This is a genomic window from Rhizobium sp. TAL182, assembly GCF_002117725.1.
Lineage (GTDB): Bacteria > Pseudomonadota > Alphaproteobacteria > Rhizobiales > Rhizobiaceae > Rhizobium > Rhizobium esperanzae.
This window is the reverse complement of record NZ_CP021024.1, coordinates 837,875-861,479: the sequence shown is the minus strand read 5'-3', so window position 1 is coordinate 861,479 and position 23,605 is coordinate 837,875. Positions and strand designations below refer to the sequence as shown.

24 protein-coding genes are annotated in these 23,605 nt (G+C 62.4%); 14 read left to right on the top strand and 10 right to left on the bottom strand.

From position 1 onward, the window contains the following. Window positions 1-175: 175 nt before the first annotated feature. The gene (locus Tal182_RS04285) at window positions 176-595 is read left to right on the top strand and encodes a DoxX family protein (protein ID WP_085858194.1); all 420 of its coding nucleotides are present in this window, start codon (window positions 176-178) and stop codon (window positions 593-595) included. Between the two features lie 77 nt (window positions 596-672). Here the strand turns inward: Tal182_RS04285 and hisG are convergent, their stop codons facing one another. The 3 genes from hisG to hisS form a co-directional block, all read right to left on the bottom strand. Next, window positions 673-1,368 carry an ATP phosphoribosyltransferase gene (gene hisG, locus Tal182_RS04280; protein WP_064800809.1) on the bottom strand — a complete coding sequence of 232 codons (696 nt, stop codon included), beginning with the start codon at window positions 1,366-1,368 and terminating at the stop codon, window positions 673-675. Further along, window positions 1,365-2,486, bottom strand: coding sequence for an ATP phosphoribosyltransferase regulatory subunit (locus Tal182_RS04275; RefSeq protein ID WP_085858192.1), 1,122 nt, complete (start codon window positions 2,484-2,486; stop codon window positions 1,365-1,367). Before Tal182_RS04275 ends, hisG begins: the two co-directional genes overlap by 4 nt. A 180-nt stretch (window positions 2,487-2,666) precedes the next feature. Next, a complete protein-coding gene (hisS, locus tag Tal182_RS04270; protein ID WP_085858190.1) occupies window positions 2,667-4,238 on the bottom strand; it encodes a histidine--tRNA ligase in 1,572 nt (523 codons plus the stop codon). A gap of 129 nt (window positions 4,239-4,367) precedes the next feature. Here hisS and Tal182_RS04265 point away from each other — a divergent pair, with 129 nt between their 5' ends. The 3 genes from Tal182_RS04265 (at window position 4,368) to Tal182_RS04255 (ending at window position 5,997) form a co-directional block, all read left to right on the top strand. Further along, entirely contained in the window at window positions 4,368-5,132 is a 765-nt protein-coding gene (locus tag Tal182_RS04265) for a hypothetical protein (protein WP_085860816.1), read from the top strand. Between the two features lie 60 nt (window positions 5,133-5,192). After that, entirely contained in the window at window positions 5,193-5,561 is a 369-nt protein-coding gene (locus Tal182_RS04260) for a hypothetical protein (protein ID WP_064809670.1), read from the top strand. Between the two features lie 76 nt (window positions 5,562-5,637). Beyond that, complete coding sequence (locus Tal182_RS04255; protein ID WP_085858188.1) at window positions 5,638-5,997, top strand: DUF305 domain-containing protein; 360 nt, start codon at window positions 5,638-5,640, stop codon at window positions 5,995-5,997. Window positions 5,998-6,237: 240 nt separating this feature from the next. Here the strand turns inward: Tal182_RS04255 and Tal182_RS04250 are convergent, their stop codons facing one another. Beyond that, on the bottom strand, window positions 6,238-7,287 hold the full coding sequence (locus Tal182_RS04250; protein WP_085858186.1) for an aldo/keto reductase: 1,050 nt from the start codon (window positions 7,285-7,287) through the stop codon (window positions 6,238-6,240). Between the two features lie 253 nt (window positions 7,288-7,540). Between Tal182_RS04250 and Tal182_RS04245 the strand changes: the two genes are divergently transcribed. Continuing rightward, window positions 7,541-8,245, top strand: a complete 705-nt coding sequence (locus tag Tal182_RS04245; RefSeq protein ID WP_085858184.1) for an HAD family hydrolase — start codon at window positions 7,541-7,543, stop codon at window positions 8,243-8,245. Window positions 8,246-8,257: 12 nt separating this feature from the next. On the opposite strand, the gene Tal182_RS04240 is transcribed toward Tal182_RS04245, so the two are convergent. Both Tal182_RS04240 and Tal182_RS04235 read right to left on the bottom strand, forming a co-directional pair. Then, window positions 8,258-8,755, bottom strand: a complete 498-nt coding sequence (locus tag Tal182_RS04240) for a hypothetical protein (RefSeq protein WP_085858182.1) — start codon at window positions 8,753-8,755, stop codon at window positions 8,258-8,260. Further along, on the bottom strand, window positions 8,752-9,381 hold the full coding sequence (locus tag Tal182_RS04235) for a DNA-3-methyladenine glycosylase I (RefSeq protein WP_085858180.1): 630 nt from the start codon (window positions 9,379-9,381) through the stop codon (window positions 8,752-8,754). The genes Tal182_RS04240 and Tal182_RS04235 overlap by 4 nt, the downstream gene beginning before the upstream one ends. A 229-nt stretch (window positions 9,382-9,610) precedes the next feature. Here Tal182_RS04235 and Tal182_RS04230 point away from each other — a divergent pair, with 229 nt between their 5' ends. From Tal182_RS04230 to Tal182_RS04215, 4 genes are all read left to right on the top strand, one after another. Next, entirely contained in the window at window positions 9,611-10,357 is a 747-nt protein-coding gene (locus Tal182_RS04230) for a L,D-transpeptidase (RefSeq protein ID WP_085858178.1), read from the top strand. A 135-nt stretch (window positions 10,358-10,492) separates the two neighbouring features. Next, on the top strand, window positions 10,493-11,185 hold the full coding sequence (locus Tal182_RS04225; protein ID WP_085858176.1) for a L,D-transpeptidase: 693 nt from the start codon (window positions 10,493-10,495) through the stop codon (window positions 11,183-11,185). A gap of 122 nt (window positions 11,186-11,307) precedes the next feature. Then, window positions 11,308-11,982, top strand: a complete 675-nt coding sequence (locus Tal182_RS04220) for an outer membrane beta-barrel protein (RefSeq protein ID WP_085860812.1) — start codon at window positions 11,308-11,310, stop codon at window positions 11,980-11,982. Between the two features lie 154 nt (window positions 11,983-12,136). Next, window positions 12,137-13,085 (top strand): IS630 family transposase gene (locus tag Tal182_RS04215; protein WP_094299087.1). Its coding sequence is split into 2 segments (ribosomal slippage): window positions 12,137-12,472 and window positions 12,474-13,085, totalling 948 coding nucleotides; the frame shifts between segments, so codons are not numbered across the junction. Between the two features lie 68 nt (window positions 13,086-13,153). On the opposite strand, the gene Tal182_RS04210 is transcribed toward Tal182_RS04215, so the two are convergent. The 4 genes from Tal182_RS04210 to Tal182_RS04190 form a co-directional block, all read right to left on the bottom strand. Then, window positions 13,154-13,591 carry a hypothetical protein gene (locus Tal182_RS04210; protein ID WP_064800798.1) on the bottom strand — a complete coding sequence of 146 codons (438 nt, stop codon included), beginning with the start codon at window positions 13,589-13,591 and terminating at the stop codon, window positions 13,154-13,156. 43 nt (window positions 13,592-13,634) lie between these two features. After that, window positions 13,635-14,945, bottom strand: a complete 1,311-nt coding sequence (gene glcF, locus Tal182_RS04205) for a glycolate oxidase subunit GlcF (RefSeq protein ID WP_085858174.1) — start codon at window positions 14,943-14,945, stop codon at window positions 13,635-13,637. A 236-nt stretch (window positions 14,946-15,181) separates the two neighbouring features. Next, window positions 15,182-16,381 (bottom strand): glycolate oxidase subunit GlcE, encoded by a 1,200-nt coding sequence (glcE, locus tag Tal182_RS04195; protein WP_085858172.1) that lies wholly within the window; start codon window positions 16,379-16,381, stop codon window positions 15,182-15,184. Beyond that, a complete protein-coding gene (locus tag Tal182_RS04190; RefSeq protein WP_085858170.1) occupies window positions 16,378-17,817 on the bottom strand; it encodes an FAD-linked oxidase C-terminal domain-containing protein in 1,440 nt (479 codons plus the stop codon). Before Tal182_RS04190 ends, glcE begins: the two co-directional genes overlap by 4 nt. A 157-nt stretch (window positions 17,818-17,974) precedes the next feature. Between Tal182_RS04190 and Tal182_RS04185 the strand changes: the two genes are divergently transcribed. From Tal182_RS04185 to Tal182_RS04165, 5 genes are all read left to right on the top strand, one after another. Beyond that, entirely contained in the window at window positions 17,975-18,871 is an 897-nt protein-coding gene (locus Tal182_RS04185) for a LysR family transcriptional regulator (RefSeq protein ID WP_085858168.1), read from the top strand. A 353-nt stretch (window positions 18,872-19,224) separates the two neighbouring features. After that, window positions 19,225-19,734, top strand: a complete 510-nt coding sequence (locus tag Tal182_RS04180; protein ID WP_085858165.1) for an NUDIX hydrolase — start codon at window positions 19,225-19,227, stop codon at window positions 19,732-19,734. 62 nt (window positions 19,735-19,796) lie between these two features. Then, window positions 19,797-21,296, top strand: coding sequence for an inorganic phosphate transporter (locus tag Tal182_RS04175; protein ID WP_085858163.1), 1,500 nt, complete (start codon window positions 19,797-19,799; stop codon window positions 21,294-21,296). A gap of 16 nt (window positions 21,297-21,312) precedes the next feature. After that, window positions 21,313-22,050, top strand: a complete 738-nt coding sequence (locus Tal182_RS04170) for a 16S rRNA (uracil(1498)-N(3))-methyltransferase (protein WP_085858161.1) — start codon at window positions 21,313-21,315, stop codon at window positions 22,048-22,050. A gap of 145 nt (window positions 22,051-22,195) precedes the next feature. Continuing rightward, complete coding sequence (locus Tal182_RS04165; protein WP_085858159.1) at window positions 22,196-23,569, top strand: glutamate--cysteine ligase; 1,374 nt, start codon at window positions 22,196-22,198, stop codon at window positions 23,567-23,569. Window positions 23,570-23,605 lie beyond the last annotated feature (36 nt).

The window sequence follows — 23,605 nt, the reverse complement described above, 5'->3', positions numbered from 1 at the left end:
AGGAGACGAGGCTCCGGAAAAGCAAGCGAGGGTATCGTTCCAGATTATTGAACGAAGCGTCCCCTTCTGTTTATCTTTCCATGACGGAAGAAATAGGCGAGATAGGGGTATCAGAGATCCACAGCGTGCCGGGGGCACCAAGATCTCCAGAGCCCTTCAAACGGAGACAACATCCATGTCGAACGCCATCATCCTGATTGCCCGCATTCTTCTGTCTTTCATGTTCATCCTTTCCGGCTTCATGAAGCTAACCGATCCTGCCGGTACTGCGGGTATGATCGCCGGTGCCGGCCTGCCGGCAGCAACCCTGCTGGCCTATGTCGCAGGCCTTTTCGAACTGCTCGCCGGCCTTGCGGTTCTCACCGGCTTCCAGGTCCGCATTGCCGGCTGGCTGCTCGCCGCCTTCTGCGTCTTTACGGGCGTTGCCTTCCATCTGCCCTACGCAAGTGGCACGGAACTCGTGAACATTCTCAACCAGATCATGGTCATGAAGAACATCACGCTGGCCGGCGCGTACATCTTGCTCGCCACCGTCGGTGCCGGTGCCTATTCGATTGACGCGCGGCGTGGTCTGCAGGCCGTCGCTGCCCGCTAATTCCATCTCCTCCCAAGCATGCAAAACCCGCCGTCATTGAACTGACGGCGGGTTTTCTTACGCGTTGACAGTGGAGATCAGAGGGCCGCGCGTACCGCGTCGACGATCGCCTGCACCACGGGTTGATCTGCATGGCTCTCCTTGCGGGCGCGCACGAGGCAAGCCTCTGAATGCAGGATGACGCCGTCCTGGAGCACCTTCAGATGATTGGCGCGCAGGGTCGAACCGGTGGAGGTGATATCGACGATGATATCGGCCGAACCGGACGCCGGAGCGCCCTCGGTTGCGCCCAGGCTTTCAACGATGCGATAAAGCTGAATGCCGTGCTGGCTCGAAAAGAACTGCTGGGTCAGGCGCCAGTATTTGGTGGCGATGGCAAGGCGCCTGGAGTGGCGGGCGCGGAAATCGGCGGCGACATCGCCGAGATCGGCCATGGTCTCGACATCGAGCCAGATCTCGGGCACCGCGACGACGACATCGGCGTGGCCGAAGCCGAGCCGGGCGCAGAATTCGACACGCTTGTCGACTTCGGCAAAACCTTCCCGCATCAGATCCTCGCCGGTGACGCCGAAATCGACGGTGCCGTTGCCGAGCTCGCGGGAGATTTCCGACGCCGACAGGAAGGCAACCTCGACATCGTCCCAGCCTTCGACGCGGCCGCGATAGGAGCGGTCGTTGCCGACAGCCGATATCGGCATGCCGGCCCGTTCGAAGATGGCCGAAGCGTCGTCCTTCATCCGGCCCTTGGAGGGAAGCGCGATGGTTATGGTCATGCGGCTGCCCTTTCGGTTTCGATGCGGTCGAGCCAGAAGGAGAAGCCGACGGCCGGAATGCGGTCCGTCGCGCCGAGGAAGGTCAACAGCCGGTCGAAGCGGCCGCCGCCGGCCAGAACCGCGCTCGAGCCTTCCACCGTCACCTCGAAGACAAGGCCGGTGTAATAGTCGAGCGGACGTCCGAAAGCGGCGCGGTAGTCCAGGCAGGACAGATCGACGCCGGTATCGGCAAGGGCGGCGACGCGACCGTTGAAGCGCGACAGCGCATTACCGAGCTTCAGGCCGGCAGCGTCGGCAAAGCCGGCAAGGGCTGCGGACGCATTGACGAGCGGCACATGCAGCGACAGGAACTCTTCCAGCACATGGAAGGCGGCATTGTCGAGACGCGTCTCGGACAGGACGAGCTTTTCCTTGAGGCGTCGGGCGATTTCCAGCGGCGAGCGGCTGGCATTCGTCGAATAACCAGTCGCCTGCATCTCGTGCTCGATATGGGCGACCAGCGCCGGCTCGTTGCCTGAGGCAACAAGCCTGGCGATATCGTCGTCGAGGCCGGTGACGAATTGCGGGCTGACGAGGCCGGCCAGCAGCGCCTCCAGCTGCGTCATGTTGCCGAAAGCGTGGATCAGCCGCTTCTGCCACCCGAGCGGCAGGCCGAGCGCCTGGACGACTGCCTCGAACACCGCCTGATCGCCCAACGTCACGGCTAAGCGCCGGCCCGGCAGCAGGCGGCCGAGAATGCCTGTGGCGTCACCGATGGCGCGCGCATCGGCGCCCGGTATGTTGATGTCGCCGAGATCCTCGATGCCTGCCTGGTAGAATTCATTGGCGCCATCGCGCCGCTGGCGGAAGACCTCGCCGAGATAGGCGTAACGCTTCGGCGTGCCGGTTGCCGTCTCGATGTGGCGCAGGCAGACAGGGATGGTGAATTCCGGACGCAGGCAGAGGCTGGCGCCGGTTTCGCTCTCGGTCATGAAGATGCGGCGGCGCAGATCCTCGCCGGCGATGTCGAGGAACGGCTCGGCCGGCTGAATGACAGGCGTATCGATGCGCTCGGCGTTGCGGGCGTCAAATTCGGAGAGCAGGTCCGTGGAGAATTCGGGGAGATTGATCAGGGGCATAGGCTGAACTTCCCTCTTCTCCCCAGCGGGGAGAAGATGCCCGACAGGGCAGATGAGGGGGATGAGGAGTGGAAACGACGAATGTCCTGAGCGGCGAGCGAAGGACAGCTTCTGCTATGTCGCCCCCTCATCCGATCCTTCGGGCCACCTTCTCCCCGAGGGGAGAAGGGGAGATCCTTCTCAAATGTCGTCATCGGTGTCACCGGCTTGGGTGGGATCATAGGGAATTTCGAGGCCGAGGGCAGCCCTCTTCCGATCCTCCGCTTGCGCCGCAAGGATCTCCCTCACCTTGGCGACCAAGTCGGCTTCCGGCACAGTCTCCTGGGCCACGCGGGCTTCGCGCCAGCTGGCATTGTCCTCGATCCCGCCGGAAAGCCGTTTGCCCTCGATCAGATCCTTGATCTGCACGACACCGTCGGCGCGTTCGTCGCCGCCCTGGATGATGGCGATGGGGCAACCGCGGCGATCGGCATATTTCAGCTGGTTGCCGAATTTCTTCCAGTTGCCCTGGAACATCTCGGCACGAATGCCGGCGGCGCGCAGTTGCTGCGTCATCTTCTGATAACGGCCCATCGCCTCGACATCACCGTCCATGACGGTCACCAGCACCGGCTCGATCACCGCGTTGGCTCCGAGCTTGCCAAGGTTCTTCAGCGCCGTCATCAGGCGGGAGACGCCGATCGAAAAGCCGGTCGCCGGCACCGGCTGACCCATGAAACGGGAAACCAGGCCGTCATAACGGCCGCCGCCGGCGACGGAACCGAAGACGACCTTCTCGCCCTTCTCGTTGGTGACGTCGAAAAGAAGCTCCGCCTCATAGACCGGGCCGGTATAATATTCGAGGCCGCGCACGACGGAGGGATCGATCTTGATGCGATCGGCGCCATAGCCGGCGCTTGAAACGAGCGCACCGATGAAATTCAGCTCCTCGACGCCTTCGCCGCCCTTCGAGGTTCCCGCGACGAGTTCGGCGAGGCGGCCGGCGCTTTCGGTGTAATCCTTGATGCCTACGAAGAACAGAACCTTGTCGATCTGCTCCTGGTTGAGCCCGGCGCCCTTGGTGAAATCGCCGGATTCATCCTTGCGACCGGGACCGAGCAGCAGCGAGACACCTTCCGGGCCGAACTTGTCGAGCTTGTCGATGGCGCGCAGCACCGCTAACCGCTGGCCAGCCTTGTCGTCGCCACCGAGGCCAATCGCCTCCAGCACGCCGTCCAGAACTTTGCGGTTGTTGACGCGGATGACGTAGTCGCCGCGCTTGATGCCGAGAGCTTCCAGCGTATCGGCCATCATCATGCACATTTCCGCGTCCGCCTGAACACCTGGCGCGCCGACCGTATCGGCATCGAACTGCATGAACTGACGGAAACGGCCCGGGCCCGGCTTCTCGTTGCGGAAGACGTAACCGGCGCGATAGGTGCGGTAGGGAAGCTGGATCTCGTTGAAGTTCTCGGCGACATGGCGGGCGAGCGGCGCCGTCAGGTCGTAACGCAGCGACATCCACTGCTCGTCATCATCCTGCAGCGAGAAGACGCCCTCGTTCGGCCGATCGCTGTCGGGCAGAAACTTGCCGAGCGCATCGGTATATTCGAACAGCGGCGTTTCCACAGGATCGAAACCATAATGCTCATAGACTTCCCGGATCTTTGCCGTCATCTCGTTGACGGCGCGGATATCGTCGGCCGAGCGGTCGACGAAGCCGCGCGGCAGGCGGGCCTTGAGCTTTTGCGGTTTCTTCTGCTTGTCGTTCATTTCCGGGAATTCCGCTGACTGTGACAGTGGCGGTGTCCTAGCGGATTGGGCGGGGAGCGGCAAGGGCGAAGGGCCTTGATGGCGCTACCAGAATCGATTGAACAATGCGGCCTTGTTCAGAATGCGGATATGCTCATGATCACCGAGGCGCTCCTCTATGCCGCGACATTGCCGCTGACCGGCAAGCCCCACCGGAAGTTCATCCGCTATTCCGTCAATCTCTGGTCGCGGGCCGGGCGTTGCGCCGGGGATTGGGCCGACCACGAGGAGCAGAGCCGTAACGCTATCCGTGCAGCGGCGGCCGGCCTCAGGCAGAAGCGGACGGCCGTCGTGCTCGGCTCCGGCCTGTTGCGGGACGTGCCGATCGAGGAACTGGCGAAAAGCTTCGATACCGTCGTGCTTGTCGATCTCGTTCATCTCGCCTCGGTGCGGCTCTGGCTTGCGGCCAAGAGCTATCGCAACGTCCGGCTGATCGAGCGCGATCTCTCCGGCTACGACGATCTCGCCGCCGGTCAGGAGCCCGAACCGCTCGGCTTTCTGCGCAACGTGCCCTATCTCGATTTCGTGGTTTCCGCCAATCTCCTGTCCCAGATCGGCCGCGGCGTGAAGCGGCGCCATGAAGCCGAGGCGGCCGGTCGAATGCCTGAAGACACGGTGGAGAGGCTGATCGCGGCGCATCTCAGCGGCCTTTCCGGACTTTCCTGCCGGCACTGCCTCGTGACCGACATCGCCTATGCCGTCATCGATCGCAACGGTAAAACACATGAGGAGGCCGACCTGCTGCACGGCGTCGCCCCGCCGCCGGCGAAAGCGGTCTGGACATGGCCGGTCGCTCCGCTCGGCGAGGAGAGCAGGGATTACCGGATCGAACACAAGGTCATTGCCGGCTGGTGATCGGGATGTGACCCCCGGCGGTACTTGGCTTGCAGCCGGCATTCACCTATATCAGACGCCATGCGCATGCTCGCCCTCATCACGATGTTTCTCGGCTGGCTGGTCTACGGCGCCATGTCGGCATGGGCGGGCTGTCCGACATGCGCGTCGATGAATGCGCCGGTTGCCGTCGACAGCGGCAGCATGCACCACGAAATGGCTGGCATGCATAAGCCGAAAGAAGCGGGCCAGGCCGCTCCCTTGAAAGACCCCTGCGCCAGCGGAAACTCCGCACATATGCCGCTTTGCGCCGCCTGTCTTCTGCTGCCGCCGGGAGCAATGGCCGTCGCCGGCGGAAAAGCCGATTTCGGCTATCCCGCGCCGCCGCTTGCCCGCGCCCTCGATGACAACAGGCCTGCTCCACAGGCGCCCCCTCCCCGACTGGTCTGATCCCGGATTTTCCATGCAGAATGGGCGGCTTCGGCTGCCCGGAAAACTCTATTGTCAGACAGAGGAAGGAACTCTCATGTCTTTGAAAATCATCACGCTTACCGCAATGCTTGCCGCTTTTGCCGCCCCCGTTTTTGCCGAAGACAAGCCCATGGATATGAGCAAGCCAATGGGCAGCCACGACGCGGCGAGCCACGCCTTCAGCGAGGCGAACGACAAAATGCACAAGAATATGATGATCGAGTATAGCGGCGATGCCGATGTCGATTTCGTGCGCGGCATGATCCCGCACCATCAGGGCGCGATCGACATGGCCAAGGTCGAGCTCCAATACGGCAAGGATCCTAAAATCCGCAAGCTCGCCGAAACGGTCATCAAGGCGCAGGAAGCCGAGATCGCCGAGATGAACGCCTGGCTCAAGGCCCACGGCAAGTAAACGATCGCTGCCAGAGGCTGCTAACAACCACTGCAACACCCACGACGTCATCCTCGGCCTTGTGCAGCCTTGTGCCGAGGATCTGCTGCGATCGAATTAAGCGATTGGAAAATATTTGTTTTCCCGTCAAATAATTGCTGTGCTCAGATGCTCGGCACAAGGCCGGGCATGACGGAGGAGAAGTAGTCAACAAACTAGGGAACGCCTTATATCAGGCGTTCCCTACTGGTTCGAGCGACCTCAGTCCTTCGCCTCGAAATCCGCCGGCCGGCGGCCCGCGCCCTGCCGCGACAGCATCCAGCCAGGATACTCCGGAGCAAGGGCACTCACCTCGTCGAGCTTTTTCAAATCGTCTTCATCGAGCTTCAGCTTGACGGCAGCGAGGTTCTGGTCGAGCTGGTCGACGCGCTTGGCGCCGATGATCACCGTCGTGACGAAAGGCTTGGCGAGAATATAGGCGAGCGCCACGGTCGCGACGCTGACGCCGTGCTTTTCGGCGATCTCGCGCATGACGGCGACGCAGGCCCAGGCCCGGTCCCTGTCGACGGGCGGGAAGTCGAAACTGGCGCGGCGGCCCTCGCCGTTGCCGGGGGCGCCCGGACCATACTTGCCGGAGAGCAGGCCGCCGGCGAGCGGCGACCAGACCATCAGGCCGAGCTTTTCCTCCTGCATCATCGGCACTATTTCCCGTTCGAGATCGCGGCCGGCGATGGAATAATAGGCCTGCACGGTTTCGAAGCGGGCAAAGCCGCGGCGTTCGGAGAGACCGAGCGCCTTTGAAATACGCCACCCCTGCCAGTTGGAAACGCCGATATAACGCACGAGGCCGCGCGAAACGAGATCGTCGAAGGCGCGCAGCGTCTCCTCGATCGGCGTCACCGTATCGGTCGCGTGGATCTGGTAGAGATCGATATGATCTGTCTGCAGCCGCTTCAGGCTCGCCTCGACCGAATCCATGATGTGGCCGCGCGAGGCGCCGCGGTCGTTCGGCTGGTCGCCCATGACGCCATAGACCTTGGTGGCGATGACGACGTCCTTGCGGGGGATGTCGAGGTTCTTCAGCGCCTGACCGAGCAGCCTTTCGGACTCGCCGGATGAATAGACGTCGGCCGTATCGATGAAATTGACGCCTGCTGCAAGCGAGCGCTCGACGATCCGATCGGCGGCATTCTGGTCGACATCGGCGATGGCGCCCCACATGCTGCCTTCTTTGGCTTCGCCGAAGGTCATCGTACCCAGGCAGATTTCCGAGACGAAAAGTCCCGTATTTCCGAGTTGATTGTAACGCATGGTCGAAAAAATCCTTTGTGTCTGCCGCAAGAGGGACTTGCGAACGGAAGAACTTCATCTTTTGATTATTGGCCTGCGCGCGACAGGCACAGCCGTGGCTGGCTGCTGGGTGAGGCCCATTCGATGTAGTGCGACGGCGACGCTTTTCAACGCCAAGCCTTGGCATCGAAGGCGGACGCCCTTGTCTCGACATAGCCCTTGTCTCGACACAGGCGGCCGATAGATTGCGGCCATAGTTTCAAGAGGTGCGCATGTGACGACCCGAGCACTGACGACGATCGGCTTCGATGCCGACGACACGCTTTGGCAGAACGAACAATATTACCGACTGACGGAAGCCCATTTTACCGAGCTTCTTGCCGATTTCGCCGAAGGCCCGAAGATTTCCGAGCGGCTGCTGGAAGCGGAGAAACGCAATCTTCGCCATTACGGCTTCGGCATCAAGGGCTTCACGCTGTCGATGATCGAGACGGCGATCGAGATCACCGAGGGCAAAGTGCCGGCCAGCGTCATCGCCAAGATCCTCGATACCGGCCGCGACCTCCTCAGCCATCCGGTCGAGACCATGCCGCATGCGCGCGACACGCTGGAGGCGCTTGCCGGCAAATATCTGCTGGTCGTGATCACCAAGGGCGATCTCTTCGACCAGGAGCGCAAGCTTGCGCAATCCGGGCTCGGCGACTTCTTCGATGCGGTCGAGATCGTATCCGACAAGACGGCCGTCACCTATCGCCGCATCTTCGCCAAGGTCGGGGACGGGCCGGAGCGGGCGATGATGGTCGGCAATTCGCTGAAATCGGATATCGTGCCGGCGATCGCCGCTGGCAGTTACGGCGTCTTCGTGCCGCACGAACTCACCTGGGTGCTGGAACATGTGGACGAACCGACGGAGGCGCCGCGTTTTCGCAAGATCGGCCATCTCGGCGAATTGCGCGACCTGATCGAACGGCTGGCATAGCGGGGGCGTGCGTCATTTCGCCTTGGGAGGCGCCTTCGGAAACAGCGAGGGCGATTCCGGCTCCGGCGGCTGCTGCGGGGCGGCGGCCAACGGCTCGATCAAAATGCTGAAGGGAGCGCCGAGGCCGCGGCGCGGCGAGACCTTGGAGTAGTAGGGACGCAGCAGCCAGGTGGTGTTTTCCTTCACCGTCGTCTGGAAGCTCAAACCGTCCTCATCGGTGCCGAAGAAAGCTTCGTCGTCGGGTTTCGACAGGTCGAAGATCGCCAGGAAGGCGAACTTGCTCCTGGTGGAAAAATCGATCTTCACGTGCTGACCGGCGCGCACCGGCAGCGTGTAGACGTGGCCGCTGCCGAATTTCGTCCATCCCTTGAGCTGCATGTTGACGGCCGGAAACTGCAGCTTCTCCAGCTTCTCGCCGGGATCGAGCTGCGGCGTCTGCGCCATGGCAAAGGCCGGCAAGAACAACAGGGCAAGGGCGGCGAACACTATTCTCACGGACAGATCTTTCATGGTCGAACCAGGACGGCGCGCATCGCCTCCACCTCGGGCCGGCAGAAACAGCCCTCGAGATGATCGTTGACGAGGCCCATCGCCTGCATGAAGGCATAAACTGTGGTCGGGCCGACAAAGGTCCAGCCGCGTTTCTTCAGATCCTTCGAAATGGTGACCGATGTCGGCGTCGTCGGGTTGGCGACGATGTGTTCACGGTCGACCACAACAGGACGCTCGTTGTGGCCGGGTTCGTAGCGCCAGAAATAACGGGCAAGCGATCCGAATTCGTCGCGGAGCTCGATGGCGCGCCGGGCATTGTTGATCGTCGAAACGATTTTGCCGCGATGACGGATAATGCCGGCATCGGCCAGGCAGCGGGCCACATCCTTCTCACCGAAGAGGGCAACCTTCTCGAAATCGAAGCCGGCGAAGGCGGCGCGGAAATTCTCCCGCTTGCGCAGGATGGTCAGCCAGGAAAGCCCGGATTGGAAACCTTCGAGGCAGATCTTCTCGAAGAGGCGGATATCGTCGGTGACAGGGCGGCCCCATTCCTCGTCGTGATACTTGAGATAGTCCGGCAGGTTGGCGTGCCAGTGGCAGCGGCCCCTGCCGTCCTCGCCGATGATGATGCCAGTCGTGCTCATGTCCGCTTCGTTCTCCGGTCATGATTCCGGCTTTACCATTTGCAAACCGTCTTTCCAAACCGATCGGTAACCCTGACGAAAAGTTTATTCCGCCGGCCGGTCTTTCATGGATCGATCTTTACCATTCGCTGGCGGATGGAGTGGCAGCGTCTTTGCCGGGCGGACCATCTCCGCCCAGGCGGACCCGTCCCGCCAGTCCATTTTCGGTCATTTGTAGAGAGTTCGTCCGATGATGAAACACCTTGTTCTTGCCGCAGCCTTCTGCGGCATCTTCTCCACGGCCGCCATTGCAGACGACCGCTACGCCACCCGCCCGCCTGTTATCCTCAGCCCCGATCTGACCGCACCGTGGATCAACCAGCTCGGCGGCAAGGTCCGGCCGGTCGTCTATCAGCGCCCGGTCGTCCAGCCGCAGCAGCGCGGCCTCTTCCAGCGCCGCGTCATCCGCCAGGCGCCGCAGCCCGTCCCCCAGACGGTTTCGGCGATCAATCCCGGCATACCGGCGATCCGCCATCCGATCGAGCCGCAGTATCTGCCGCAGATGGTCGATTACGACACGACGGAAAAACCCGGCACCATCGTCATCGATACCAATAACCGCTTTCTCTATCTCGTCATGGACGGCGGCAAGGCGCGGCGTTACGGGGTCGGCGTCGGCAAGCCCGGCTTCGAATGGGCCGGCGCCCACAAGATCACCCGCAAGACGGAATGGCCGGACTGGACGCCGCCTTCCGAGATGATCAGCCGCGAGGCCGCCAAAGGCCACTATCTGCCGGCGCGCATGGATGGCGGCCCGGAAAACCCGCTCGGCGCGCGCGCCATGTATCTCGGCTCGACGCTCTACCGCATCCATGGCACCAATGCGCCCTGGTCGATCGGCAGCGCCGTTTCTTCCGGCTGCATCCGCCTGCGCAACGAGGACGTCGTCGATCTCTACGACCGTGTCAACGTCGGAACCCGCGTCATCGTCATGTAAAGACACAGGCGATATCTTGGAAGCCGCAAGAACAGGCGGTTTCCTTCAGCGAAATTGCTCTATCCGGCCGGGTCGATCTTGAATCGAGCAGGAGTTCATGTAGCTTCGGGCGAATTTGCTTGAGGGGAATCGATCATGATCAAACTAATGCCGAGTCTGGCTGCCGCCGGACTTGTCTTGTCCTTGATGTCTACATCCGCCTTTGCAGCGCCGGCCGGCTCCACGCCCGACAATACACGGGCTCCGGCGCAGATCGTGCGCGTCGCGCAGATGCCGAAATATGTGAAGCCGCAGTTCAAGCGCAAGAAAGTGCGCCTGGTGACGACGGAAGTGGCCGGCACCGTCATCATCGATACCAACAACAAGTATCTCTATCTTGTCGAAGGCAACAACCGCGCCACCCGCTACGGCATCGGCGTCGGCCGCGACGGCTTCGGCTGGTCGGGTATTGTCAAGATCGGCCGCAAGGCCGAATGGCCGGCCTGGACGCCGCCGGCCGAAATGCGCCGCCGCGAAGCCGCCAAGGGCCACATCATCCCCGCCTACCAGGAAGGCGGCGAGGACAATCCGCTCGGCGCCCGCGCCATGTATCTCTATCAGGGCGGCCGCGACACCATCTTCCGCATCCATGGCACCAACCAGCCCTGGACGATCGGCCTTAACATGTCTTCCGGCTGCATCCGCATGATGAACGAGGACGTGATGCATCTTTATGATCGTGCCCCCGTCGGCACCAAGGTGATCGTCATCGGTCCCGGCAACAAGCAGGGCAAGGTGGCGTTCGAGGACCGGGGCATCGACGTGTTGCGCACGATGTTCGGCGGCTGAGCAACACTTGCGAAAAAACGAAAGGCGCATTCTGACGCGCCTTTTCTTTTCCTTAGACTTTACGGCGGAAAGCTGGCACTGGTGCCTAAGAGTCGACATATTTGCAATATCGGGGCTATTCAATGACATATGCGCTGCGTTCCTCCGCCTTCCTGCTTGCGGGCATCGCGCTTTTCACCATCTGTTCAGCAGCCTCCGCCTCGGCGGAAGACCTGGAATTCTCCATCTACGGCGGTTATCAGACCGCCCCGCACAGCGGCGTCGACGTCTCGGACGGCACGCATTTCACAGCCGGCTGGGAAGGCAAATCCTTCGGCAGCCCGCCCTATTACGGCGGCCGCGTCACCTGGTGGCTTGAGAATTTCAACAAGCCGAACTGGGGTATCTCGCTCGATTATACCCATGACAAGGTCTATGCCGACGACGACACGCTCGCCAAGGCCGGCTGGTCGCATTTCGAATTCACCGACGGCCTGAACCTGCTCACCGTGAACGGTCTCTATCGCTTCCAGGATCCGACCCGCCGCTGGACGCCCTATCTCGGCGCTGGCATCGGCGTGAACATTCCGCATGTCGAAGTGATTCGCCCCGAGGGCAAGACCTGGGCTTACGAATTCGGCGGCGTGACGCTGCAGGCCCAAGCCGGCGTCGACTTCAAGGTGACCGACCGCTGGTCGACCTTCGTCGAATACAAAGGCACCTATTCGCGCGTCGACGTTCCGATCGACAGCGGCGACCGGCTGAAGACCAATATCTTCACCAACGCCGTCAATGTCGGCGTATCGTTCCACTGGTAATGATTGAAATTCAGCTGCGGCGTTAGAGCGGTCCTGCTTTTCATGAAAGCAGGACCGCTCTAGAGCGTTTCCGTTTTTTATTGAATCCCGTGGGATTCCCAAGGCTTCGGATTTGTGATTCAAGATGCTGGCTGGAAAAGGAGGCCAGCATCGGATGACAGCACCTCTTTCGAATGATCTGCGCGAGCGCGTTGTGATGGCAATTGTCGCCGGTGAGAGCTGCCGATCCGTCGCTGCGCGGTTCGGGATTGCCGTGTCTTCGGCTGTGAAATGGTCGCAACGCTATCGGTCGAGCGGCTCGGTTGCGCCCTCAAAGATGGGCGGTCATCGCAAGTTCGTTCTTGCGCCACATCGCGCTTTCATCCTCGAGCGGCTCCACCAGACCCCGAATCTGTCGCTGCATGGACTGAAGGCGGAGTTGGCATCGAAGGGTGTAAAGGTCTCCCACGACACGATCTGGAAGTATCTACGCCGCGAAGGACTGCGCTTCAAAAAAAACGCTGTTTGCCCTTGAGCAGGCCCGCGCTGACATCGCTCGCCGCAGGCAACGCTGGCGCGGCTTGCAAGATCGTCTCGATCCCAAACGATTGGTCTTCATCGATGAAACCTGGATCAAGACCAATATGGCGCCACTCTATGGCTGGGGAGAGAAAGGAAAGCGCTTGCGTGGCTTTGCCCCTCACGGCCATTGGCGCACTCTAACCTTCCTCGGGGCTCTCAGGTACGATCGTTTGACCGCCCCTTGCGTCTTCGACGGGCCGATCAACGGGCAATGCTTCCGCGCCTATGTCGAACAACTGCTTGTGCCGGTCCTCAAGCCTGGCGATATCGTCATCATGGACAACCTTGGCTCCCACAAGTCCGACGCTATCCGACAGATGATCCGAGCCGCCGGTGCGCGCCTCTGGTATCTGCCGCCATATTCTCCGGACCTCAATCCGATCGAGCAGGCCTTCTCAAAGGTAAAGCACTGGATGCGCCACGCCCAAAAGCGAACAATCGAGGACACCTGGAGGCACATCGGATTCCTCACCAGAGCCATTGCACCAGACGAATGCTCAAACTACTTCCGAAACGCAGGCTATGCTTCCGTTAAAAGCTGAAATGCTCTAACTTTTTGTCTGGGCGCAATTTTGGACGGAAAACCGCTCACACTTTTCCTGAAATTGCTCTATTTCGTGCCGCAGCTGACCTTGCCCTCGGCGGCGTAAGGTTTGCTGCCGCCCTCGATTGTCAGGGAATAGGTGCCGCTGAAATTCGCCGCCGGCTTGCCGCGGGCGCCGGCAACCACCACCAGATCCAGCGTTGCGCCGCTGGTATCGTCACCGCCGCCGTCGAAGACTTCCAGGAGCAGTTCGCCATCGCGCGACCAGTGATTGCTCAGATGCTGCGATTCGAACAGACGTTTTGCAAAAGCCGCTTGCGCGGGGTCCTTGACAATAAGCGCGCCGCGGAAATGGTTGAGCCTATGGCCGCCTTCGTTTGCAAAACCGCTTTCGAGGGTGAACCGCGCCTGCGCGTCATCGGCGGAACAGAATAGGCGGCTGTCGGCATGGGCCGCGCCTGCCGCACCGAGCAGTCCCGCAAATACAATCATTCCCCGCCACATCGCCCAACCTCCCGGGAGCAGCCCGAATGGGCCTGCATTCCCTTCAGCCTAACGGCAAACCGGTTAATTTTTCCGGCACAGCGCCGCCATAGGCCCAATCGAGAAGCTCGACCGTATGCAGGATCGGGATCTCGGTGCCGGTGGCGATCTGGGTGATGCAGCCGATATTGCCGGTGGCGATGATATCGGCTTTGGTGGCTTGGATGTTTTTGACCTTGCGCGCCTTCAGCTCCGCCGAAATCTCCGGCTGCATGATGTTGTAGGTGCCGGCCGAGCCGCAGCAGAGATGGCCTTCGGCCGGATCGCGGACAGTGAAGCCCGCCGCCTTCAGCAGTTGCTTTGGCGCAAGGGTGATGCGCTGGCCGTGCTGCATCGAACAAGCCGAATGATAGGCGACCGTGATGCCCCTCGGCATATGGGCCGGCAGGTCGAGGGTCGCCAGATATTCGGCGATGTCCTTTGCCAGCGCCGAGACCCTCGCCGCCTTTGCGGCATAGGCGGGGTCGAGGCGCAGCATGTGACCGTAATCCTTGATCGTCGTGCCGCAGCCCGATGCGGTGATGATGATCGCATCGAGGCCATGGCTCTCGATCTCGCGCGTCCAGATATCGACATTGGTGCGGGCGCTTGCGAGCGCCTGTTCGGCCCGGCCCATATGATGGACCAGCGATCCGCAGCAGACCTCACCTTCCGGCGCCACAACCTCGATGCCGAGCCGCGTCAGCAGTCGGATCGCTGCGGCGTTGATGCCGGGATCGAGCACCGGCTGGGCGCAGCCGGTGAGAATCGCCACCCGGCCGCGCCGCGCCGTCTCGGGCCGATGGGTGCCGGGTTTTGAAAAGTCTGAAGGCGCGGGGATGCGGCGTGGCGCAAGCGCCAGCATAGCGGCAAAGGGTTTGAGTGCCGCTCCCCGCATCAGGCCGGCAAGGGGGCGGCCGAGACGGGCGAGATAGAGCGCCAGGCGGAAACGGCCGGGATAGGGCAGTACGGCCGCGAGAATGGCGCGCGTCAGCCGGTTCATGAACGGCCGCCTGTAAGTCTTTTCGATATGGGCGCGGGCGTGATCGACCAGATGCATATAGTCGACGCCCGAGGGACAGGTGGTGACGCAGGCAAGGCAGGAGAGACAGCGGTCGATATGGGTGACGACCTCGGCATCGGCGGGACGGCCGTTTTCCAGCATGTCCTTGATCAGGTAGATGCGGCCGCGCGGGCTATCGAGCTCGTTGCCGAGCGTCACATAGGTGGGACAGGTGGCGGTGCAGAAGCCGCAGTGGACGCATTTGCGCAGGATCTGCTCGGATTCGGCGACATGGGGATCGAGCAGTTGCGACGGGGTGAAGTTGGTTTGCATCTAGCGGGGCCTCCGCTTGGGGGGCGCTGTGCCTGGGGCACTCCCCTCTGTCCTGCCGGACATCTCAAGGGGGGAGATCAACAAGAGGTGGGACCATCGCCCATTCTCTGCCGTATTCAAACTGCAGTGCCCCAGTTGTTTGGGGAAGCCGCTGCCGCGATCCGATCTCCCCCCTTGTGGGGGAGATGTCCGGCAGGACAGAGGGGGGTAACTCGCGCGCAGAGCCATCTTATCGCTCACCCCATCTTCCCCGGATTGAATATCCCCGCCGGATCGAACTTTTCCTTCACCCGCCGCGACAGCATCGCCACCGCCTCCGGCTCCGGATGAAAGGCAGCCGTTGCCGCCCTCGCCACCGCCGACGCGCGGATCAGCGTCGCATGGCCGCCGCCGAGCGCCTTGATGAAGCGGCGGACCAGCTCCGCTTCGGGGTCTGCCTCCATCCTCATCCAGACGAGGCCGCCCTGCCAGTCGTAGAAGGCGTCGACGCCGGCTTCGAGGCGAAGTGCCGCGACCAGCTGATGGCCGGTTCCTGGAGCGACCGAGACGCGCCAGACCGGCCGCGTCGTGCCGTCGGCATAGGGCAGCACGTCGCGGATCTCCTGCCAGAGCCTGCGGCTTTCCGGCTCATCCAGCCGCGTCACCGTGGTAAAGGCCGACATCGCCGCCGCAAGTTTTTCGATGCGCACGTCGACCGAACCGGGCAGGCCTTCGACGCGCAGAACCGTCGCCTCGCCCTCGGGCAATTTGCCGGCAAGGAATTTCCAGGTCACCGTCAGCGGCAGATGCGCGGCACTGGAGACCTCGACCGGCAGCGCCATCGCCGCCGCCATGGCATTGGCCGCTTCGGCATCGTTGAGGCCGGACAGAACCAGCGTCTGTTCGGTCTTCGGGCGCGGCGGCACGCGAAAGGTCAGTTCGGTGAGAAAACCCAGCGTGCCGTGCGAGCCGGCGATCAGCTTGACGAGATCGAGGCCGGTGACGTTCTTCATCACCCGGCCGCCGGCCTTGATGATCTCGCCCCTGCCGTTGACGAAGCGCACGCCGAGCAGGCTGTCGCGGGCGGCCCCCGCAATGAGGCGGCGCGGGCCGGAAACATTGGCGGCAAAGACGCCGCCGATCGTCGGCTCGCCCGACCTGCGCATGACTGGGCGATGATCCATCGGCTCGAAGGCAAGCATCTGGCCACCTTCGGACAGGGCCGCCTCGACTTCCGCAAGCGGCGTACCCGAGCGAGCTGTCATGACCATCTCGCCGGGATTGTAGGCGACGATGCCGGAAAGCCTGGTCGATCGCAGCCGGTCTTCTGATGCAACGGCATTGCCGAAACCCGAGCGCGTATCACCGCCACAGACAGCGAGCGGCCGGTTCGTCTCCGCATGTGCTAGGACGATCGCCGCCGCCTGTTCCTCGCTTTTCGGCATCAGGTCGATCATGCGGCAGGGCGCCCTTCGAGCGGGAAGACCTTCGACGGGTTGAGGAGCCAGCCGGGATCGAAGGCGGCGCGCACCGCCATCTGCTGGGCGAGATCGGCCTTGGAATACTGATGGCGCATCAGGTCGCGCTTTTCGATGCCGACGCCGTGTTCGCCGGTGAGGCAGCCGCCGGCGTCGACGCAGAGCTTGAGGATATCGTTGCCGGCGGCTTCTGCGCGGGCGGCATCCTCGGGGTCGTTGGCATTGAAGAGGATGAGCGGATGCATGTTGCCGTCGCCGGCATGAAAGACGTTCGCGACCCTCAGGCCATAATGATCGACGATCTCAGTGGTCTTCTTCAGCACATAAGAAAGCTGGCTGAGCGGCACGGTGCCGTCCATGCAGATATAGTCGGCGATGCGGCCGGTGGCGCCGAAGGCGGATTTGCGCCCCTTCCAGATCAGCGCCGCCTCGGTGGCCGACTGGCATTCGCGCACGGTCTTTACAGCATGGCGGCGGGCGATCTCGACGATGTCTTTTAGGGTGGCGTCCATTTCGGCTTCCGAACCCTCGACCTCTACGATCAGCAGCGCCCCGACATCGAGGGGATAGCCGGCATGGGCGAAGGCCTCGCAGATCTCGATTGCCGGCTTGTCCATGAATTCGATGGCAACCGGGATGATGCCGGCGGCGATGACGTCGGCCACGCAGGCGCCGGCCTCTTCCGAGCTTTCGAAGCCGAAGAGCACCGGGCGCGCACCTTCGGGCTTGGCGATCAGCCGCACGGTCGCTTCGGTGACGATGCCGAGCTGGCCTTCATGGCCGCAGACGAGGCCGAGCAGATCGTAACCCGCCGCATCAAGCGCCTTGCCGCCGAGCTCGATCACTGTGCCGTCGATCAGCACCATCCTGACGCCGAGCAGATTGTTGGTGGTGACGCCATATTTCAGGCAGTGGGCGCCGCCGGAATTCATGCCGATATTGCCGCCGATCGTGCAGGCGAGCTGCGAACTCGGATCAGGCGCGTAGAAAAAGCCGTCGGCCGAGACGGATTCGGAGATGTTGAGATTGGTGACACCGGCCTGAACCACTGCGACACGGTTCGGCAGATCGATTTCGAGAATGCTGTTCATCTTCGACAGGCCGAGCACAACGGCATCCTCCTGCGGAATGGCGCCGCCGGAAAGCGAGGTGCCGGCGCCGCGCGGCACCACGGGAATACCGTAACGGTGGCAATAACGCATGACGGCTGCCACCTCGGCCGTGGTGCGCGGCAGGGCGACGGCGAGCGGCAGGCGACGATAGGACACGAAGGCGTCGGTTTCGAACGGCACCAGCTCGCGCGCCTCATGAACCAGGCATTCCGGCGGCAGAAGATCGGTGAGATCGGCAACGATCCGGGCGCGGCGCGCCAGCACATCGGCGCGCGGGGCGAGAAACGGAATGGCGTCGGACATGGTGTCCTCCCTGACCCTGACGACCGGAAATCACAGCGGCAAGATGACAGCGGGACGGGCCGCCAGCCTCTGCCGCCGGTGAACCGGCTTAGCACTTTCCCGAAACTGGCGCAAATGCTAAGCACTTATGCCAAAAGGGGAAAAAGTTGAAAGCCTTATGACCAATCTGGGCGATCTCGAAATCTTTGCCAAGGTCGTTTCGACGGGAAGCATGTCGCTGGCCGGGCGGGCGCTCGGCTTTTCCCCGGCCGTCGTCTCCAAGCGGATCAAGCGGCTGGAGGACCGGCTCGGCACCCGGCTTCTGCAGCGCACGACGCGGCAGATCTCGCTGACGGAAGCCGGACAGGGTTTTTACGACCGCGTTCTCGGCATTCTCGCCGGGTTGGAGGAGGCCGAATTCTACATTTCCGGCCGCTCGGCGCAGATGCACGGCACGCTGAAGATCTCGGCGCCGACCTCGTTCGGCCGCATGCATATCGCGCCGCATCTGACGGCCTTCATGCAGGCGCACCCGGGGCTTGCGATCAACCTTGTGCTGACCGACGAATTCAGCGACATCATCGGCGGCGGTTTCGATCTGGCGATCCGGATTGCCGAACTGACCGATTCCAGCCTCGTCGCCCGGCGGCTGGCGCCGGTGCGCCGGCTGCTCTGCGCTTCGCCGGATTACCTGGCCGCGCACGGCGAGCCCAGGCATATCGACGACCTGAAACACCATCGCTGCCTGCCGGCGCACAACAACGATACCTGGCGGCTGACCGGGCCGGATGGCGCCCTCAGCCTGCGGCCCGACGGCATGCTGATCACCAATTCCAGCGAGGTGATCCGCGAGGCTGTCATATCAGGCCTCGGGATCGCGCTGCGCTCCACCTGGGATATCGGCGAGGAACTCAAGGCCGGCCGCCTGGTGCAGGTGCTGCCCGCCTATGAGGGCTCGCACAATGTCACGCTTTCGGCCGTCTATCCCAGCCGACAGTTCCTGCCGGCCAAGGTGCGGCTGTTCATCGATTATCTCACCGAGCTTTACGGGCCGGTTCCCTATTGGGAGCGCTGACAGCACCTCACGTCAACGCGAAGGACCGAGACGGGCGTTTGCACGTTGGGTCGATGTCGGCCACGCCACCGGCGAGGGGACGCACGGTTCTCCAAATCTGAAATCCCGGTGGAACAAACGGCCCCGCCATTGATTTGGAGGCACGGCGGGATCATATTGTACACCTGTGCAACGCGACGCGTTCGAGACAGGAGGTGACGGTTTTTTCGAGCCTGCCCCAGCTCGATTTCCCTATGAAACAGGGAGAAACAAATCGCTCTCGGATCGTGCCGCAAATTTTGGCTTGCGCAAGCTTTCCGTGATACAAGGTATATGAGCGATTCCTAACATCAACGACAAAGGTGAGCCGACAATTGACCCTTCTCGCCCGACTGGCATCCGATGTGCAACTGATGTTCCGGCGCCCGCCGCGACAGCAATATGGTGCGCTCTGCTATCGGGTGGAGGACGGTGATAAGCTCGAGGTTCTCCTGATGACGAGCCGCGATACCGGCCGCTGGGTCATTCCCAAGGGCTGGCCGATGAACGGCAAATGTGCGCACGAAGTCGCCGCACAGGAGGCCATGGAAGAAGCCGGCGTCAAGGGTTCAGTCGAAATGGAAACGCTTGGCGCCTACACCTATCCCAAGGTGCTCCGGGATGGGGTGCGTGTATCTTGCAAGGTGCAAGTCTATCCGCTTGAAGTCACCGGCATGGCGAAAAATTTCAAGGAAAAGGGTGAACGCACCATCGAATGGGTTTCGTTCGACGAAGCGGCCGGCCGTGTGCGCGAACCGGAGCTGCGCCACCTGTTCCTCGCCTTCAAGCGGAAGCTGACCGACAGGCTTTCGGCCAAAGCGGCGAAGCAAATCCCGGCGGAATGAATCCTGCCATCTTGCACTGCTAGAAAGGCAGCGTAGAAGCAGATTCATCCTTGGGAAAAAGAATGCCACCACGCCCTGCCGTCCTCACGAAACGCACGCTCGACAAAGACCTCGACAAGATCACTCATGTCGAGGATGTGGCCAAGCATGTGTTGCGACGGCTGGTGGCGCCGGGGCTGGGGCTGATCTTCGTCGGCCTGACCATGCTCTTTGCCGGGGTCTATGTGTTCGATCGGCCGGGAGCCACGCTCGTCGTGGCGGCAGCGGCTCTTGCCGGCTACATGGCGATGAATATCGGCGCCAATGACGTGACCAACAATGTCGGTGCGGCCGTCGGTGCGCGCGCCATGACGATGGGCCAGGCGCTCGTCATCGCCGCGATTTTCGAGGTCCTCGGCGCCACGATCGCCGGCGGCGAGGTGGTCAAGACGATCTCCTCCAACATCGTCGATGCCGTAGAGGTGCCGGAGGCAATACTCGGCTGGATCATGATGGCGGCGCTGATGGCCGCCGCCCTCTGGATCAATCTCGCAACCTGGATGAACGCGCCGGTTTCCACCACTCATGCGATCGTGGGCGCAGTGATCGGCGCCGGCATCTCGGCGGTCGGGACGGAGCCGGTGAACTGGCGGGTGATGATCGAGATCACCTCGAGCTGGATCACCTCGCCGCTGATCGGCGGGCTGATCGCCGCCGGGCTGCTTTACCTCGTCAAGACCCTGATCATCTATCGCGACGACAAGATCGCGGCGGCGCGGCGATGGGTGCCGGTGTTGGTCGCGACGATGGCCGGCGGCTTCATGGCCTACATGGTGCTGCAGCTGTCGCCTCCGGGCCGGTTCCCGCCCCTGACCGTCATTCTCATCGGCATCGGCATCGGGCTGGTCAGCTGGCTTGCGGCTCGGCCGCTCGTTCTCGCCCAGGCGCGGGATCTCGAAAACCGCAACAGCTCACTGCGGGCGCTGTTCCGGCTGCCGCTGATCGGCTCTGCGGCGCTGCTGTCCTTCGCGCATGGCGCAAACGACGTTTCAAACGCGGTCGGGCCGCTGTCGGCAGTCGTCCATTCGGCCGGCATCGGCGGCGACGGCGGCGTGGGCCATCCACCCCTCTGGGTGATGTTGATCGGCGCTCTCGGCATCTCCGTCGGCCTGCTGCTGTTCGGGCCGCGCCTCATCCGCCTCGTCGGCGAGGAGATCACCAAGCTCAACCCGATGCGCGCCTACTGCGTCGCACTGGCGACCGCTTTCACCGTCATCGTCGCCTCCTGGCTCGGCCTGCCGGTCAGCACCACGCATATCGCCGTCGGCGCCGTGTTCGGCGTCGGCTTCTTCCGCGAATGGTATACCCGCCGTTCGAAGCGCCGCATCGCCTATATCAGGCGCAAGGCCGACAGCTGGGAACTGGATGAACCGGAGGAGCCGAACATTCATGAAAGACGGCGGCGCTATCTCGTGCGCCGCTCGCATTTCATGACGATCATCGCGGCCTGGATCATCACTGTACCGGTTTCGGGAGCGCTTGCGGCGATGATTTATTGGGTTATGTTCGCGCTCTTTGTCTGACACCTCGGGTTTTTGAATGCGCGCCAATTTCCGCATGCAACGGCTTTTCGTCGATGCGCCGCTTTCTGCCGGCGCCGCCATCGAGGCGAATGCCGATCAGTTCAACTATCTCGCCAACGTGCTCAGAATGGGGGATGGCGCGGAGATCCTGCTCTTCAACGGCCGTGACGGCGAGTGGAAGGCCTCCCTCTCCTTCCCCACGCGCAAACGCATCCTGCTGACGGCAATCGAAGCGACACGGCCACAGCCGGCGCCTTGCGACCTGCATTATCTCTTCGCGCCGCTCAAAATCGGGCGCATGGATTATCTGGTGCAGAAGGCGGTCGAAATGGGAGCAGGCCTGCTGCAGCCAGTCATGACCCAGCACGTGCAGGGCAAAATCACCAATCTCGACAAGCTGCGGGCCAATGTCGTCGAGGCGGCGGAGCAATGCGGCGTTCTCGGCATCCCTGCCGTGGCCGAACCGGTGAGACTTTCCGATCTGCTCGACCATTGGCCGAGCGAGCGGCGCATCATCTATTGCGACGAGGGCGATGCCGGGCAAAACCCGCTGCCGGTGCTGTCTGCCATCCAGGAACGCCATCTCGCTCTGCTCGTCGGGCCGGAAGGCGGCTTTTCGGAAGAGGAACGGGCGCGGCTTCGAAGCCTCGACTTCGTCACCGCCATTCCGCTCGGGCCGCGCATCCTCAGGGCCGATACGGCGGCCGTTGCGGCGCTGGCGGTGGTCCAGGCGACGATCGGCGACTGGGCGTGACTGCGAAAACGGGTTGACGCGGAAATCACTGCTGTTTTTTTGATGCGTCGTTGAAAGAATTTCACTTGCAACATACGTGGCTTGGGTCCTAATCACCTTCCAATTGCCCGGCCCCCTGGGCGCCTTTCGAATACAGGTACCCCGCATGGCCCGCGACACCACCGACCAGACGCCGCTCTCTTCGGTCCAGGAATTGACCGATTACATCGCCGCGGGCAACAAGCCGCGGGAGCGCTTCCGGATCGGCACCGAACATGAGAAGTTCGCCTTCTTCCGCGCCGACAACAGCCCGGTTCCCTATTTCGGCGATGCCAGCATCTCCGCCCTGCTTACCGGCCTGCAGAAAAAGAGCGGCTGGGAGCCGATCCTGGACGGCGGCAACATCATCGGCCTTGCCGAACAGAACGGCATGGGCGCGATCTCGATCGAACCCGGCGGTCAGTTCGAACTCTCCGGCGCACCGCTGGAAACGATCCATCAGACCTGCAGGGAATCGAACCAGCACCTGGCGACGTTGCGCGAGATCGCCGAACCGATGGGCATCCGTTTCCTCGGGATCGGAGGCAGTCCGAAATGGACCTATGCGCAAACCCCGCAAATGCCGAAATCGCGCTACGAGATCATGACCCGCTATATGCCGAAGGTCGGCACCAAGGGCCTCGACATGATGTACCGCACCTGCACGATCCAGGTGAATCTCGATTTCTCCTCGGAAGCCGACATGCGCAAGAAGATGCGTGTCTCGATGAAGCTGCAATCGCTGGCGACCGCGCTCTTTGCCTCCTCGCCCTTCACCGAAGGCAAGCCGAACGGTTTGCTCTCCTGGCGCGGCGATATCTGGCGCGATGTCGACAACCAGCGCTCCGGCCTGCTCGACTTCACCTTCCGCGACGATTTCGGCTTCCGCGACTATGCCGAATGGGCGCTCGACGTGCCGATGTATTTCATCGTCCGCGACGGGCGCTATCACGACTGTACGCACGTCACCTTCCGCCAGTTCATGAACGGCGCCTTGAAGGGCGAGGTCGCCGATCCCTCGCCGACGATGGGCGACTGGACGAACCATCTTTCGACGCTCTTCCCCGACGTGCGGCTGAAGCGTTTCCTCGAAATGCGTGGTGCCGATGGCGGCCCCTGGCGGCGCATCTGCGCCTTGCCGGCCTTCTGGGTCGGCCTGCTCTATGAAGATGCGGCGCTCGAGGCAGCCGACGAGCTGACCAAGGATTGGAGCTTTGCCGAGGTCAGCGCCCTGCGCAACGCCGTTCCGGCGGAAGGGTTGCAGGCTGAGTTTCGCGGGCACTCGCTTCTCGAGATGGCCCGCGAGGTGGTCGGCATATCGAAGGCCGGCCTCAAAGCGCGCGGCAAGCTCAACGGCGAAGGCCAGGACGAGAGCATCTTCCTTGCGCCGCTCGACGAGGTGCTTGCCAAGAAGGCGACGCTGGCCGAGGATCTGCTTTCGCTCTATCACGGCCGCTGGCAGGGTTCCGTCGAACCGGTCTTCGAGGACTATCAGTACTGAGATCGTCCTAAGCCCCTCTGTCAAAAAGCCGTTTGC

Coding starts and splice junctions, on each gene's coding strand:
- Tal182_RS04285 (WP_085858194.1), top strand. CDS start 176: ATGTCGAACGCCATCATCCTGATTGCCCGCATTCTTCTGTCTTTCATG.
- hisG (WP_064800809.1), bottom strand. CDS start 1,368: ATGACCATAACCATCGCGCTTCCCTCCAAGGGCCGGATGAAGGACGAC.
- Tal182_RS04275 (WP_085858192.1), bottom strand. CDS start 2,486: ATGCCCCTGATCAATCTCCCCGAATTCTCCACGGACCTGCTCTCCGAA.
- hisS (WP_085858190.1), bottom strand. CDS start 4,238: ATGAACGACAAGCAGAAGAAACCGCAAAAGCTCAAGGCCCGCCTGCCG.
- Tal182_RS04265 (WP_085860816.1), top strand. CDS start 4,368: ATGCTCATGATCACCGAGGCGCTCCTCTATGCCGCGACATTGCCGCTG.
- Tal182_RS04260 (WP_064809670.1), top strand. CDS start 5,193: ATGCGCATGCTCGCCCTCATCACGATGTTTCTCGGCTGGCTGGTCTAC.
- Tal182_RS04255 (WP_085858188.1), top strand. CDS start 5,638: ATGTCTTTGAAAATCATCACGCTTACCGCAATGCTTGCCGCTTTTGCC.
- Tal182_RS04250 (WP_085858186.1), bottom strand. CDS start 7,287: ATGCGTTACAATCAACTCGGAAATACGGGACTTTTCGTCTCGGAAATC.
- Tal182_RS04240 (WP_085858182.1), bottom strand. CDS start 8,755: ATGAAAGATCTGTCCGTGAGAATAGTGTTCGCCGCCCTTGCCCTGTTG.
- Tal182_RS04235 (WP_085858180.1), bottom strand. CDS start 9,381: ATGAGCACGACTGGCATCATCATCGGCGAGGACGGCAGGGGCCGCTGC.
- Tal182_RS04230 (WP_085858178.1), top strand. CDS start 9,611: ATGATGAAACACCTTGTTCTTGCCGCAGCCTTCTGCGGCATCTTCTCC.
- Tal182_RS04225 (WP_085858176.1), top strand. CDS start 10,493: ATGATCAAACTAATGCCGAGTCTGGCTGCCGCCGGACTTGTCTTGTCC.
- Tal182_RS04220 (WP_085860812.1), top strand. CDS start 11,308: ATGACATATGCGCTGCGTTCCTCCGCCTTCCTGCTTGCGGGCATCGCG.
- Tal182_RS04210 (WP_064800798.1), bottom strand. CDS start 13,591: ATGTGGCGGGGAATGATTGTATTTGCGGGACTGCTCGGTGCGGCAGGC.
- glcF (WP_085858174.1), bottom strand. CDS start 14,945: ATGCAAACCAACTTCACCCCGTCGCAACTGCTCGATCCCCATGTCGCC.
- glcE (WP_085858172.1), bottom strand. CDS start 16,381: ATGATCGACCTGATGCCGAAAAGCGAGGAACAGGCGGCGGCGATCGTC.
- Tal182_RS04190 (WP_085858170.1), bottom strand. CDS start 17,817: ATGTCCGACGCCATTCCGTTTCTCGCCCCGCGCGCCGATGTGCTGGCG.
- Tal182_RS04185 (WP_085858168.1), top strand. CDS start 17,975: ATGACCAATCTGGGCGATCTCGAAATCTTTGCCAAGGTCGTTTCGACG.
- Tal182_RS04175 (WP_085858163.1), top strand. CDS start 19,797: ATGCCACCACGCCCTGCCGTCCTCACGAAACGCACGCTCGACAAAGAC.
- Tal182_RS04170 (WP_085858161.1), top strand. CDS start 21,313: ATGCGCGCCAATTTCCGCATGCAACGGCTTTTCGTCGATGCGCCGCTT.
- Tal182_RS04165 (WP_085858159.1), top strand. CDS start 22,196: ATGGCCCGCGACACCACCGACCAGACGCCGCTCTCTTCGGTCCAGGAA.